Raw genomic sequence first — 12,245 nt, 5'->3', positions numbered from 1 at the left:
GTAGCAGGGAGGCGCGGCTCAGACGAGGTGCAGGGCGGTGATCGTCAGATCGATGGCCTTGATGCCCACGAACGGCACAAGGATGCCGCCGACCCCATAGACGGCGAGGTTCCGGCCGAGCAGAGCGCCCGCCCCGACCGCCCGGTAGGACACGCCGCGCAGGGCCAGGGGGATCAGCGCGACGATGATCAGGGCGTTGAAGACGATGGCCGATAGGATCGCGCTTTCGGGAGAGGCGAGCCCCATGACGTTGAGGCCTTGGAGCTGAGGATAGAGCCCGAGGAACATCGCCGGGATGATCGCGAAGTATTTGGCGACATCGTTGGCAATGGAGAACGTGGTCAGGGCGCCCCGCGTCATGAGAAGCTGTTTGCCGATGCCAACGATCTCGATGAGCTTGGTCGGATCGCTGTCGAGGTCGACCATGTTGCCGGCCTCGCGGGCCGCCACGGTGCCGGTGTTCATGGCGACGCCCACATCGGCCTGGGCCAGGGCCGGGGCGTCGTTGGTGCCGTCGCCGCACATGGCGACGAGCTTGCCCTGAGCTTGCTCCCGGCGGATCAGCGCGAGCTTGTCCTCCGGGGTCGCCTGGGCGAGGAAGTCGTCGACACCGGCCTCGGCGGCGATGGCGGCCGCGGTCATGGGATTGTCGCCGGTGATCATCACCGTGCGGATGCCCATCCGGCGCAGCTCGGCGAAACGTTCGCGGATGCCACCCTTCACGATGTCCTTGAGATAGATCACGCCGAGCAGTCGGCCGTCGCGGGAGACGGCGAGGGGCGTGCCGCCGGCCTTGGCGACGTCCTCGGCGATGGCTTGGATCTCTCGGATCGTCTCCGGGGCCGCGCCCGGGCCGTAGTCCAGGGCGACGCTCGAGCCGTGGGTCGCCATGGGCTGCCGGTTCACCGACTCGATGATCGATTCCACGGCACCCTTGCGGATGGAGGATCCGTCGAGGTCGACGCCGCTCATTCGGGTCTGCGCCGTGAACGGCACGAAGGTCGCGCTCAGGCTCGCCATGTCGCGGGCCCGGATCCCGTAGCGGTCCTTGGCCAGGATTACGATGGACCGACCCTCGGGGGTCTCGTCGGCCAAGGATGCCAACTGGGCGGCGTCGGCCAGATCCCGCTCCGACACGCCGCGCACGGGGCGGAACTCCGTCGCCTGCCGGTTGCCGAGCGTGATGGTGCCGGTCTTGTCGAGAAGGAGCGTATCGACGTCGCCGGCGGCTTCCACGGCGCGGCCCGACATGGCGAGGACATTGAAGCGCACCAGCCTGTCCATGCCGGCGATGCCGATGGCGGAGAGGAGCGCTCCGATGGTGGTCGGGATCAGGGTCACGAACAGGGCAACGAGGACGATGACGGGAATCGTGCCGCCCGCATAGGCGGCAAAGCTCGGGATCGAGGCGACGGCGAAGACGAAGACGAGGGTGAGCCCCGCGAGCAGGATGTTGAGGGCGATCTCGTTCGGGGTCTTCTGCCGCGCCGCGCCCTCCACGAGGGCGATCATCCGATCGACGAAGGTCGAGCCGGCGGCGGCCGTGATCCGCACCCGGATCTCGTCGGACAGCACCTGGGTGCCGCCGGTGACGGCCGAGCGGTCGCCGCCGGATTCGCGGATGACGGGGGCGGATTCGCCGGTGATGGCGGCCTCGTTCACGGAGGCCACGCCGAGGATGACCTCTCCGTCGGAAGGGATGATGTCGCCCGCCTCGACCAGCACCACGTCGCCGACCGTGAGGCTGTTCCCCGGCACCATCTCGTGATCCCGTCCGGGTCCGGTGAGGCGCTTCGCCATGGTCTCGGTGCGGGAGCGCCGGAGACTGTCGGCCTGGGCCTTGCCGCGTCCCTCGGCGATGGCCTCGGCGAAGTTGGCGAACAGAAGGGTGAACCAGAGCCACAGGACGATCTGGGCCGAGAAGGCGAGGTTGGCGCCGCCCGTGACGACGTCCCGGACGAACAGGATCGTGGTCAGGACGGCGACCACCTCGACCACGAACATGACCGGGTTCCGGACCATCGTACGGGGGTCGAGCTTGGTCAGGGCGCCGACGAGGGCCGGCCCGACGAGGGCGGCCTGAAACAGGCTTGTGGCGTTTGGGCGAGTCATGGCGTCTATCCGGAGCGGGGGATTCTGAGGAGGCCGAAGCGCCGGAGCGCCGCGCGGATCGGGACAGTCAGGGTGCGAGCGCTCGCCCGAGCAGAGTCACCGCTGCCCCGAGGCAGAGGGCGCCGAGCAGGGCCAGCCCCAGGAGGACGAGGACGACGTCCGAGATGCGAAGGGCGGATCGGTGCCGGTCGACCCGGCTCCACGTCCGCGGGCGGGGCCGGTGCTTGGCGAGGGCGCGCCGGGTCGGCGTGCGGCGGGTCGGCGTGCGGCGGGGCAGCGTGATGTGACGCATCTCAGCCGCCCGACGGGAAGGTCTGGCCCAGGCCGCCGGCGAGGTGCTCGACGATGGGACCCAACGCCAGTGCCGGAAAGAACGTCAGGCCGCCGACGATGAGGATCACGCCGACGAGGAGCCCGACGAACAGGCCGCTGTCCGTCGGGAATGTCCCGGCCGAGGCCGGCACGGTCTTCTTCGCCGCGAGCGAACCCGCGATGGCGAGCGCCGGGACAATGACGAAGAAGCGGCCGAACAGCATTCCGAGGCCAAGCGTGGTGTTGTAGAAGGCCGTGTTCGCCGTCAGGCCCCCGAAGGCCGACCCGTTGTTCGCCGCCGCCGAGGTGAAGGCGTAGAGGATTTCCGAGAAGCCGTGCGGGCCGGCATTGGCGGGTCCGGCGAGGCCGGCCGCGACCACCGTCGCCAGGGCCGTGAAGCCGAGCATCATCAGTGGCAGGCACAGGATCGCGAGCATCGCCATCTTGACCTCGCGGCCCTCGATCTTCTTGCCGAGGTATTCGGGGGTGCGTCCGACCATCAGGCCGGCGACGAAGATCGTCACGATGACGAAGACCAGGATGCCGTAGAGGCCCGCCCCGACGCCGCCGACGATGATCTCGCCGAGCTGCATGTTGATGAGCGGAACCATGCCGCCCAGCGCTGTGAAGCTGTCGTGCATGGCGTTGACCGCGCCGCAGGACGCCGCCGTGGTGATGGTGGCGAACAACGCAGAGGCCAGGATCCCGAACCGGACCTCCTTGCCTTCCATATTGCCGCCGGTCAGCCCGAGTCCGTTGAGGACGGGGCTGCCCGCGCTCTCGGCTCCGTAGACGATGGCGGTACCGGCGAGGAACAGAACGGCCATGGCGGCGAGGATGGCCCAGCCCTGGCGCTCGTCGCCGACCATCCGGCCGAACACGTTGGTCATCGCCGCGCCAAGGGCGAAGATCGAGACCATCTGGACGAAGTTCGCGAGGGCCGTCGGGTTCTCGAACGGATGCGCGGCGTTGGCGTTGAAGAACCCGCCGCCGTTGGTGCCGAGCATCTTGATGGCGACTTGGCTCGCCACGGGGCCGACCGCGAGGGTCTGCTTGGCGCCCTCCAGGGTCGTCGCCTCCACGGCCGCCCCGAGGGTCTGGGGAATCCCCTGTGACACCAGGAACAGCGTGTAGACGATGCAGAGCGGCAGCAGCACGTAGAGGGTGGTGCGTGTGAGATCGACCCAGAACGAGCCGATCGTGCGGCTCGAAGCCCGGCTGAACCCGCGCACCAGCCCCACCGCCAGGGCGATGCCGGTGGCCGCCGAGAGGAAGTTCTGGTGGGTCAGGCCCAGCATCTGCGTGAGGTACGACAACGTCGTCTCGCCGCCATAGGATTGCCAGTTCGTGTTCGTGACGAAGCTCGCGGCGGTGTTGAAGGCGAGGTCCGGCGCGACCGCCGTCTGGCCGTCCGGATTCAGCGGCAGCGCGGCCTGGATGCGCAGGAGCGCATAGAGGGCGAGGAAGCCGAGGACGTGGAAGGTCAGCATCGATAGCCCATAGGCCAGCCAGTGCTGTTCCTGCCGCGCATCGATGCCGGCGGCGCGGTAGAGGCCGCGCTCGATGGGGCCGAGCGCGGGCGACAGGAGGGTGTGCTTCCCCGCGAAGACGCGGGTCATGTAGCCACCGAGGGGGCGGGCAAGCGCCACCACGACCGCGCAGAACAACGCGATCTGAATCCAGCCATTGAGGGTCATGGGGAGGGTTTCCGTCAGAACCGCTCGGGGCGGACGAGGGCGTAGGTGAGATATCCGAACAGCCCTAGGGCCGTGAGGGCGCCGAGTGTCAGGTCGAGGGTCATGGCGCGGGGCTCAGAGGCGTTCGCAGAGCGCGGCGTAGCCGGCGGCCAGGCCGAAGAAAGCGAGCCCGAGGGCGATGAACGTGATGTCCGGCATGGTGCGTCCGTTGCGGTTCGGCGAGCCGGTGTCGGGACTGGCCGTGCTCGTTGACCCTTGTGGACGCGTTCCGCATGAGGGTTCGAGATGGAAGCGCGGGCGATTTCATAAGGATCCCATCAGGATCGCCAGACTGTGTGTCGTGCTCGTTCGAGGGGAAGCCCCCTGAGGATTACGCGCCGAGAGCCGTCCGCAGCGCGAAGGGCCGAACCCAACGGGCACCGGCCGCCCGGAGTCCGATCCGGGTGCACGAGACACCTTTTTACAGCCAATTGATCCAAGTTAATTACGCCGTCGATCCACACGCCGAGAAAGGACGCCGACCTCGCGCGAGCGGTCGGGTTGCGCCGCGGTGACGGCTGCCTTCTTCCATGCCGGAGCCCTACATCCCTATGGCGAAGAATAGCTCGGGAAGCCGCGGCAAGACGAACCCGGAGATCGAGCCCGCTTACCGCGCTCTGGTTCTCGGGAAGGATGGCTCGCTCGTCGGGTCGGTCCGCCTCGACTCGCGGAACGACGAAGAGGCCTGCGCACGTGCGAAAGCGCTCGTCGATGGCCACGCCATCGAGCTCTGGCAGGGCGTGCGCTTCATCGAGCACTTCCCGATGGGCGATTGAGGCGGACCCGCCGCCGACGGGCGTCGCCCGAGAGTAGCTGGAGGGCCGCCTATCGCCCGCCGAGGGAGGCCGGTTGTCCCGGAAGGGTCACCCGGTGGCCGGTGTCCGTGAGGGTATCCCCCACGACTCGGTAGACGCCGAGCGTCCGGTCGACGTAGTTGCCGACGTAGACGTAATCACCGGACGGACTGAAGACGATGCCCTGCGTCACAGCCCCGGCTGGGGCTTCGGCGACGCGCCGGACCTGACCGTCGGGCGCGATGGAAAGCAGCGCCACGGCCCCGTTTGGCGTGTAGCCCGGACTGCCGTGCGGTGCGCTCGCCCCGCGTACGACCGAGACGGCGGCGTGGCGTCCGTCAGGGGCGATGGCCAGGGCTTCGGGCGTGTCGCCGATGCCGAGATGATCGATCACGACGGGACGAGTCCCATCGGCACGGATCACGCTCACGGTGTCGGCATGGCCGTCGCTTGGCTCGGGCCCGGTATTGGCCGTGAGGGCGACGGCCCCGTCCGGCGTGACGGCGAGACCGTAGACGCCGGGGCCGACGGGCAGATCGAGTCTGGTTTCGGAGCGCACCTGCGTTCCGTCGATGGACAGGACACCGAGCTTGGCGGCCTTGTTCTTCGCGACGAAGGCCCGGCGCCCGTCCGGCGCGAAGGCCACCGCCGCCGCTTCGTCGCCGACATCGATGGTGGCGACCGTGCGCACCGTGGTCCCGGCAATGGTCAGGACGGTGACGCTGCGACCCTCGCGGTTGGCGACCAATGCCAGGCCGCCGGACCTGTCGATGGCGATCCCGGATGGCTGACGACCGACCTTGACCGTCTCGACAAGACGGGGCGGCACGGCAGCGAGATCGATGACATGGAGCCGGTCGTCGGGCTGCGCGTACCAGGCGGTCCCCTCCTGCCGCATCAGGACGGAACTCGCGACGAGGCCGAGCCGACCGTTCGGGGTGATTCCGAGGTTGGTCGGTGGTCCGTAGACGGAATTGTCGAGGGGCAGGGTATGAACGAGGCGAGGTCTTGCCTCGTCGCTGACATCGAGGATGCCGACGGAATCGTGGCCATTCGGGCCGTTGCGGCCGCCTGCGGGATCGAAGAAGGTCTTACCGTCGAGGCCGACAAGGATGAAGGGTGGCGCCCCGGCCGCGGATGCGCTGGTGACGACGAGAAGCGCGATCGCCCGGACGGCGTTTGTGAGGGTTCGTCTCATGACCCCGACATAGGGGACATCAGCCGGAAAGCCCGTCCGTTGCAACGCCGCTTTGCGGCCGGCCCCGTCCTGCGACGCCTGGCCGTTTCCGTCGTTGCCCCTCGTGCATAGGGCCGAGGAAGCCACCCTCATGTATTTGAAAATAATTCAGTGTTGCATCACGACCAATTCCAACCTTAAGCAAGTCATCTATGTTGATTTTATCATGTGATTAAACTATTTCTCAGGTCTGGTTGGCATCAAGAGCTAACGTAGGTTACGGCTTTGGCCTCCTGATCGTCACCGCTCGATCACTTGCTCGGTCTCAGGCCCAAGGGCTTCCGCTATGGCCCCGACCACGTCTTTAAATTCGACAAGTCACCTTCGGTCATGTCGCCGACAGCGAGGACGCGGTGCGGGCCATGGCCGAGCGCCTCGTGCGTGAGGCCGAAGCGCGAAGCTGCACCCCGTGCGGCGAGCGGCCGGGCCGCGAGCGGACACGCCAGCTCAATTCCCCTTGGCCGGACGGCGAGGCATCCGGCTGCGGCCGGTCCTGATCGCGTGTGACAGCGCAGTCCGTCATGCGAACGACCAGCGCTTTCGGGGGGCTCTGCTTGGCCAACGCAGACAGGCTGTCGAGGGCGACGGTACCGGACGGTCGCGTTGGGCGACAGACGATGTTCAACCCGATCGTTCGTTTGCCGGTCTCGGGGACCATTCTGTTGACCATCGTCGATCATCCCGCTCCGACAACGGCGCCGGTATCCCGTCTGAGAACCTCGGGACGGTGTTCGATCCGTTCTTTACGACGGGGCGCGACCAGGGCGGCCTCGGCCTACACATTGTCTTCAGCCTCGTCGCAACGAGCGTACAGGGGCAGATCGAGATTGCCAGGACCGCCGGTGGGAGCCGTCATCACCCTCGATCTTCCCATGACGCTGACGCGCGCCGATCTGTACCCGCAAGAGATCCCGGCCAAATCGGTTGGGCATCGCAGCCGAATCCCGGCGAACCGCAAACCCATTGATCGCCGGCATGTCCTGGGATCAATGGGGCCTGCGTGAACCGTTCGACGGTCGGCGCGCGTACCCGTGCGTTGCGCCCATCGCCTTCGCGCACGAATCAAGGATGCTCCATGATCGACCTGTATTACTGGCCAACGCCGAACGCCCACAAGGTGACGCTGTTCCTCGAAGAGACCGGTCTGCCTTACACGATCAAGCCCGTGAACATCGGCACCGGCGAGCAGTTCAAGCCCGACTTCCTTGCCATCTCCCCCAACAACCGTATGCCGGCCATCGTCGATCACGCGCCCGAGGGCGGTGGCGAACCGGTGTCGCTTTTCGAGTCCGGCGCGATCCTGCTGTACCTCGCCGAGAAGACCGGTCGGTTCATCGCGCGAGACCTGGGTGGCCGCGCCGAGGTGCTGCAATGGCTATTCTGGCAGATGGGCGGCCTCGGGCCCATGCTCGGCCAGAACCATCATTTCACCCAGTACGCCCCAGAAAAGGTCCCGTACGCCATCACCCGCTACGTCAACGAGACCAATCGGCTCTACGGCGTCCTCGACCGGCGCCTCGCCGACCGCGCGTTCGTGGCCGGTGCGGATTATTCCATCGCCGACATGGCCGCCTATCCGTGGATCGTGCCCTACGAGAAGCAGGGCCAGACCCTTTCGGATTTCCCGAACCTCGCGCGATGGTTCACGACCATCGCGGAGCGCCCGGCCACAAAGGCGGCCTATGCCCGTGCACCGGAGGTCAACCCGGATTTCGGCAAGACCATGAGCGAGGACGCCAAGAAGGTGATGTTCGGTCAGACCGCCAAGGGGCGTGCCTGATCCTCAACCGCGGAGCGAATCGAGGGCGACCGGGGCGGCATGCGGGCGGGTCGCCAGCATGCCGTCGAGGAGCGCCAGAACCTCGGCCCGGCCGCAATTGGCGGCCGGCTCGAACGGCGTCCAGGTCTGGGTGAAGTCGAGCTGGGCGAACACGTCGCGGTAGCGCCGCAACTCGTTCGTGGTGAGCGGCACCCCGCGCACGAACGCCTTGTGAGCCGAGATCGTGACGGCCCGGCGGAAATCCTTCGGGTCGAGCTCGAACTTCAGGGCGTCGCCGCAGAACAGGATTTTTCGCGATCGGTCGAACAGCACGGCGTGGCCGTCGAAATGACCGGCGGTGCGGTGGAGTTCGAGTCCCGGCAGGGGCTCGAGAAAATCGTCGTAGGGCCACGACACCTGCAGCGCTGCGCTCCACACGAAGTCGGCGGCCGGCAGGCACAATTCCGGGTCGAACCGGTCCTGCAGTTGCACCAGAGCGCCGTAGGCGTGCGGGTGGGACGACGACAGCACCTGCATGCCGCCGAGGTTCGCGATGTGCTTGAGCGCCGCTTCGCTGAAGACCGGGCAGGCCTCGAAGCCCATGTTGCCGTGTGGCGTCTGAATCAGATACGCGCTCGGCCCGATTCCCGAGACCGGGTCGTTCCAGAACCGCCAGACACCCGGCTCCAGCTCCTCCCAGTGGCAGGGAAAGCGCGCCTGCGCCTCCGCCTCCGTCCAGAACTGCCATCCGTTCTGCGGCACCACGTGGCGCGCGTCGAGGCACATGGGGCAACCGGCCGGAGCGGTGAAGTGGCGCTGCCAGAACCCGCAATTGTCGCAGGTGTAGGCGGGCAGATCGAGGGCGCCCGCGAAGGGCAGGTAACCGGGAGACACGGGGGCGTTGCTCGGGTTGGCCAGACGGCGTTGCGGGTGGCGTTGATCGATCCCTTTAACTAAGGGATCGGCGCGGGGCTGTGGCACGCATATAGGGCATCGGCCCGAAAGGTGGTTGCCGGCTTTCGGAAAAGTCGATGCCGAGACAAGCGCCTCGATACGGCGCCGCGCCTGAACGCAACCGGAGGATCATGCCCGTCTCCTCGATCGCCTTCGACCTCACCCGCCTCATCACCCGGCTTCGTCACGCCTCGCCGAGCGGAATCGACCGGGTCGACCTCGCCTACGCCCGTCATGTCCTGGGGCAGACGGGCGCACGCTTCGGCCTCGTATCCACGGCTCTCGGCCCGAAGGTGCTGGATCGGGCCGAGGCCGCCGCGATCGTCGAGGCTGTGGCGGCGGGCTGGGTCGAAGATCGCGCGGCGGAGGACGATCCGGTCTATCGCCGCCTTGCCGGAGCCCTCGGCTCACCCGTGCGCGAGACATCGAGCCCGCCGCGGCGCCCGGACACCGCCGCACGCCGACGCCTCCAGGCCCGCACGGCCTGGACGGTGCTGCGCGCACGCGGCCCAGACCGCCTGCCGAAGGGGACGGTCTACCTCCACACCTCGCACCTGCGCCTCGACAGGCCGGAGCGGTTCGACTGGCTCTACGACCGCCGCGACATCCGCCCGGTGTTCTTCGTCCACGACCTCATCCCCATCGCCTATCCGGAATACGGCCGACCCGGCGAAGCCGAGCGCCACGCCACCCGAATGGGGACCATCGCGGCCCATGCGGCCCATATCCTCGTGAACTCGGCCGACGTCGCGGCGCATCTCTCGGGGTATCTCGCGGCCCGTGGCCTTCCCCAACGCCCGACGACCGTGGCCTGGCTCGGCGTCGAACCGGTGTTCCAGCCGGCCTCAGGCGCCCCGAACTTGGTGCCCGACCGTCCGACCTTCGTGGCCTGCGGCACCATAGAGCCGCGTAAGAACCATCTCGGCCTGCTCAACCTCTGGCGCGACCTCGCCCAGCGCCACGGCCCGGCGACGCCGCGCCTCGTCCTCGTCGGACGCCGGGGCTGGGAGGCGGAGAACATCATCGACATGCTGGAGCGCTGCCCGGCCATGCGGGCGCACGTGATCGAGGTCGGCGGTCTATCGAGCCACGGCCTCGCCCGCCTGCTTCAGGGGGCCACCGCACTCCTGATGCCCTCCTTCGCAGAAGGGTACGGCCTGCCGGTTGTGGAAGCCGCAGCCTGCGGCCTGCCCGTCGTCGCCTCGGATCTTGCCGTGCATCGCGAGATCGGAAGCGGCTTCGCCCACCTCCTCGACCCCCTCGACGGTCCGGGCTGGCGCGAAGCCATCGAGGCGCTGAGCGCTCCCGCCTCCCCCCTGCGGGCGGACCTGAAGTCGCGCCTCGACGGCTACGCACCGCCCGACTGGACAGGGCATTTCGCCGGCGTCGACGCGGTTCTGGCCGAGCGCGTTGCGGCCACCTCCCCACGCGCTTAAAACAACAGCGGACGAACGAGGATGGATCAATGAACGTGGTCGATCTCGACCGGGATACGGTCAAGACGGGGCTCGCCGACGGGACGATCCTGCTTATCGACGTGCGCGAGCCGCATGAATATGCCAGCGGCCACATCCCGGGCTCGGTCACGCACCCGCTCTCGACCTTCGATCCGGACGCCATCGCCGCCCTGGTGTCGGAGGATGGCAGGCGTCCGGTGTTCTCCTGCGCTGCCGGCGTCCGCTCCGTGCACGCCCTGGCGGCCGCACAGCGGGCGGGGCTCGCCATCGACGCCCATTACATCGGCGGCTTCAAGGATTGGTACGGCGCCGGCGAGCCGATCACGCGATAGCCTCGCGGCTCGACCACCGGATCAGGCCGTATTCGCGAACACCGCGTTCGGTTTCAGGCGGACGAGCGACCATGTGCGGCAGCGCACTCCATGGGCGGCACCGTACCTCTAGCTCGAAGGGCATAGGGATTATCGATATGCGCAGGCGTCCGCTCTTCCGTTTTCTTCCGGCCCTCGGTCTCGCCCTGGCTGGGCTTCCAGTTGGGGCGGGCCTTCCGGTCCTGGCCCAGGCGCCGGGCGGTCCACCGCCGAAGGTGACCACGGCCAAGCCCGTGGTTCGCGAGATCGTCGAGACCGACATGTACACGGGCCGGTTCGATCCCGTGGAGATCGTCGATGTCCGTGCCCGGGTCACGGGCTACCTGGAGAAGCTCAACTTTCAGGACGGCGCCAACGTGAAGAAGGGCGACCTGCTCTTCGTCATCGACCGGCGCCCCTACAAGGCCGCCCTCGATCAGGCCCAGGCCGCCCTGGTCTCCGCCAAGGCGCGGCTGAACTTCTCGCAGACCGACCTCGATCGCGCCCAGACCTTGAGCCGCTCGGGCAACATCTCCGAGCAGGTCACGGACCAGCGCCGCCAAGCTTCGCAGACCGCGCAGGCCGATGTCGACAGCGCCGACGCGCAGCTGCGCCAGGCCCAGCTCAACTACGACTTCACCGAGGTGAAGGCCCCGATCTCGGGCCGCATCAGCAGGCGCCTCGTCACCGAGGGCAACATCGTCATCACCGACCAGACCCTGCTGACCACCATCGTGTCCCTCGACCCGATCTTCTTCGGCTTCACAGTCGATGAGCGCTCGTTCCTGAAGTACCAGGGATCCCTCGGGATCGGCATGGGTCAGACCCAGCGGGGCAAGGGCGTTCCGATCCTCATTGCGCTCACGGGCGAAGAGAAGCCGACCCGCAAGGGCGTCCTCGACTTCGTCGACAACCGCGTCGATAACGCCACCGGAACCGTGCTCCTGCGCGCCACCGTCGAGAACCCCGACGGTTTCATCAAGCCGGGCCTGTTCGGTATCGTGTCGCTGCCCGCGACAAAGCCGTACCAGGGCATTCTGTTGCCGGACGACGCGGTCTCGGCCAACCAGGACAAGCGTGTGGTCTACCTTGTGGCGGACGACGGCTCGGTCGCCTCGCGCGAAGTCAAACTCGGTCCGAAGGTCGACGGCTACCGGGTGATCCGCGACGGGCTGAAGGGCGACGAGAACGTCGTGGTCAACGGCCTGTCCCGCGTGCGCCCCGGCGCCAAGGTCACGGCCGAATCGTCGACGCTGCCGCCCCGCAAGAGCTGACGGACAGCGATTCCCCGTTCCCGTGTCCGTCGACCGGTCCGCTTGCGCAGGATCGACGGGCACCGGCAAGATCACGTGTCGTGCCGCGGCCCCCGGGTCGTCGCACGACACGCCCGTTTCGCGGCGCGCCGGGTGGGGGCAAGGTGCCTCGCGAGACGAACGTCCGGCCCATCGCCGGTAAGACCTGAGGAGAGCGTGCACCCGGATCGTCCGTGATCCGTGCGCCCGTCCGCTGACGACAAGACGGTCCCGTCCGGGGT

At 67.8% G+C, this 12,245-nt stretch carries 12 protein-coding genes; 6 read left to right on the top strand and 6 right to left on the bottom strand.

The window, feature by feature from the left end:
- Positions 1-18: 18 nt before the first annotated feature.
- The 4 genes from kdpB to ASF52_RS16175 all read right to left on the bottom strand — a co-directional run bounded on the left by kdpB (position 19) and on the right by ASF52_RS16175 (position 4,225).
- Complete coding sequence (kdpB, locus tag ASF52_RS16190; protein WP_056174256.1) at positions 19-2,112, bottom strand: potassium-transporting ATPase subunit KdpB; 2,094 nt, start codon at positions 2,110-2,112, stop codon at positions 19-21.
- A 67-nt stretch (positions 2,113-2,179) separates the two neighbouring features.
- A complete protein-coding gene (locus ASF52_RS16185) occupies positions 2,180-2,404 on the bottom strand; it encodes a hypothetical protein (protein WP_056174253.1) in 225 nt (74 codons plus the stop codon).
- Between the two features lies 1 nt (position 2,405).
- Positions 2,406-4,121: a potassium-transporting ATPase subunit KdpA gene (gene kdpA / locus ASF52_RS16180; protein ID WP_056174252.1), complete on the bottom strand. Its 1,716-nt coding sequence runs from the start codon at positions 4,119-4,121 to the stop codon at positions 2,406-2,408.
- Positions 4,122-4,135: 14 nt separating this feature from the next.
- The gene (locus tag ASF52_RS16175; RefSeq protein WP_056174250.1) at positions 4,136-4,225 is read right to left on the bottom strand and encodes a K(+)-transporting ATPase subunit F; all 90 of its coding nucleotides are present in this window, start codon (positions 4,223-4,225) and stop codon (positions 4,136-4,138) included.
- Positions 4,226-4,690: 465 nt separating this feature from the next.
- Here ASF52_RS16175 and ASF52_RS16170 point away from each other — a divergent pair, with 465 nt between their 5' ends.
- Positions 4,691-4,936: a hypothetical protein gene (locus tag ASF52_RS16170; RefSeq protein ID WP_156467603.1), complete on the top strand. Its 246-nt coding sequence runs from the start codon at positions 4,691-4,693 to the stop codon at positions 4,934-4,936.
- A 49-nt stretch (positions 4,937-4,985) separates the two neighbouring features.
- On the opposite strand, the gene ASF52_RS16165 is transcribed toward ASF52_RS16170, so the two are convergent.
- The gene (locus ASF52_RS16165) at positions 4,986-6,152 is read right to left on the bottom strand and encodes a YncE family protein (RefSeq protein WP_056174247.1); all 1,167 of its coding nucleotides are present in this window, start codon (positions 6,150-6,152) and stop codon (positions 4,986-4,988) included.
- 448 nt (positions 6,153-6,600) lie between these two features.
- On the opposite strand from ASF52_RS16165, the gene ASF52_RS23545 reads away from it, so the two are divergent.
- Together ASF52_RS23545 and ASF52_RS16160 are read left to right on the top strand one after the other, a co-directional pair.
- Positions 6,601-7,158, top strand: a complete 558-nt coding sequence (locus ASF52_RS23545) for an ATP-binding protein (protein WP_274533801.1) — start codon at positions 6,601-6,603, stop codon at positions 7,156-7,158.
- A gap of 108 nt (positions 7,159-7,266) precedes the next feature.
- Entirely contained in the window at positions 7,267-7,971 is a 705-nt protein-coding gene (locus ASF52_RS16160; RefSeq protein WP_056174245.1) for a glutathione S-transferase N-terminal domain-containing protein, read from the top strand.
- 3 nt (positions 7,972-7,974) lie between these two features.
- On the opposite strand, the gene ASF52_RS16155 is transcribed toward ASF52_RS16160, so the two are convergent.
- Complete coding sequence (locus ASF52_RS16155; protein WP_056174243.1) at positions 7,975-8,844, bottom strand: MBL fold metallo-hydrolase; 870 nt, start codon at positions 8,842-8,844, stop codon at positions 7,975-7,977.
- Between the two features lie 191 nt (positions 8,845-9,035).
- Here ASF52_RS16155 and ASF52_RS16150 point away from each other — a divergent pair, with 191 nt between their 5' ends.
- From ASF52_RS16150 to ASF52_RS16140, 3 genes are all read left to right on the top strand, one after another.
- Positions 9,036-10,340, top strand: coding sequence for a glycosyltransferase family 4 protein (locus ASF52_RS16150; RefSeq protein WP_056174241.1), 1,305 nt, complete (start codon positions 9,036-9,038; stop codon positions 10,338-10,340).
- Between the two features lie 29 nt (positions 10,341-10,369).
- Entirely contained in the window at positions 10,370-10,693 is a 324-nt protein-coding gene (locus ASF52_RS16145; RefSeq protein ID WP_056174239.1) for a rhodanese-like domain-containing protein, read from the top strand.
- Between the two features lie 137 nt (positions 10,694-10,830).
- A complete protein-coding gene (locus tag ASF52_RS16140; RefSeq protein ID WP_056174237.1) occupies positions 10,831-11,985 on the top strand; it encodes an efflux RND transporter periplasmic adaptor subunit in 1,155 nt (384 codons plus the stop codon).
- Positions 11,986-12,245 lie beyond the last annotated feature (260 nt).

Source organism: Methylobacterium sp. Leaf112 (assembly GCF_001423295.1).
Taxonomy (GTDB): domain Bacteria; phylum Pseudomonadota; class Alphaproteobacteria; order Rhizobiales; family Beijerinckiaceae; genus Methylobacterium.
This window is presented reverse-complemented; position numbering and strand designations above follow the sequence as displayed.

What these genes read in the sequence shown, in the direction of transcription:
- ASF52_RS16165 (WP_056174247.1), bottom strand. Translation starts at nt 6,152, where the DNA reads ATGAGACGAACCCTCACAAACGCCGTCCGGGCGATCGCGCTTCTCGTC.
- ASF52_RS16170 (WP_156467603.1), top strand. Translation starts at nt 4,691, where the DNA reads ATGCCGGAGCCCTACATCCCTATGGCGAAGAATAGCTCGGGAAGCCGC.
- ASF52_RS16140 (WP_056174237.1), top strand. Translation starts at nt 10,831, where the DNA reads ATGCGCAGGCGTCCGCTCTTCCGTTTTCTTCCGGCCCTCGGTCTCGCC.
- kdpA (WP_056174252.1), bottom strand. Translation starts at nt 4,121, where the DNA reads ATGACCCTCAATGGCTGGATTCAGATCGCGTTGTTCTGCGCGGTCGTG.
- ASF52_RS16175 (WP_056174250.1), bottom strand. Translation starts at nt 4,225, where the DNA reads ATGACCCTCGACCTGACACTCGGCGCCCTCACGGCCCTAGGGCTGTTC.
- ASF52_RS16150 (WP_056174241.1), top strand. Translation starts at nt 9,036, where the DNA reads ATGCCCGTCTCCTCGATCGCCTTCGACCTCACCCGCCTCATCACCCGG.
- kdpB (WP_056174256.1), bottom strand. Translation starts at nt 2,112, where the DNA reads ATGACTCGCCCAAACGCCACAAGCCTGTTTCAGGCCGCCCTCGTCGGG.
- ASF52_RS16145 (WP_056174239.1), top strand. Translation starts at nt 10,370, where the DNA reads ATGAACGTGGTCGATCTCGACCGGGATACGGTCAAGACGGGGCTCGCC.
- ASF52_RS16185 (WP_056174253.1), bottom strand. Translation starts at nt 2,404, where the DNA reads ATGCGTCACATCACGCTGCCCCGCCGCACGCCGACCCGCCGCACGCCG.
- ASF52_RS16160 (WP_056174245.1), top strand. Translation starts at nt 7,267, where the DNA reads ATGATCGACCTGTATTACTGGCCAACGCCGAACGCCCACAAGGTGACG.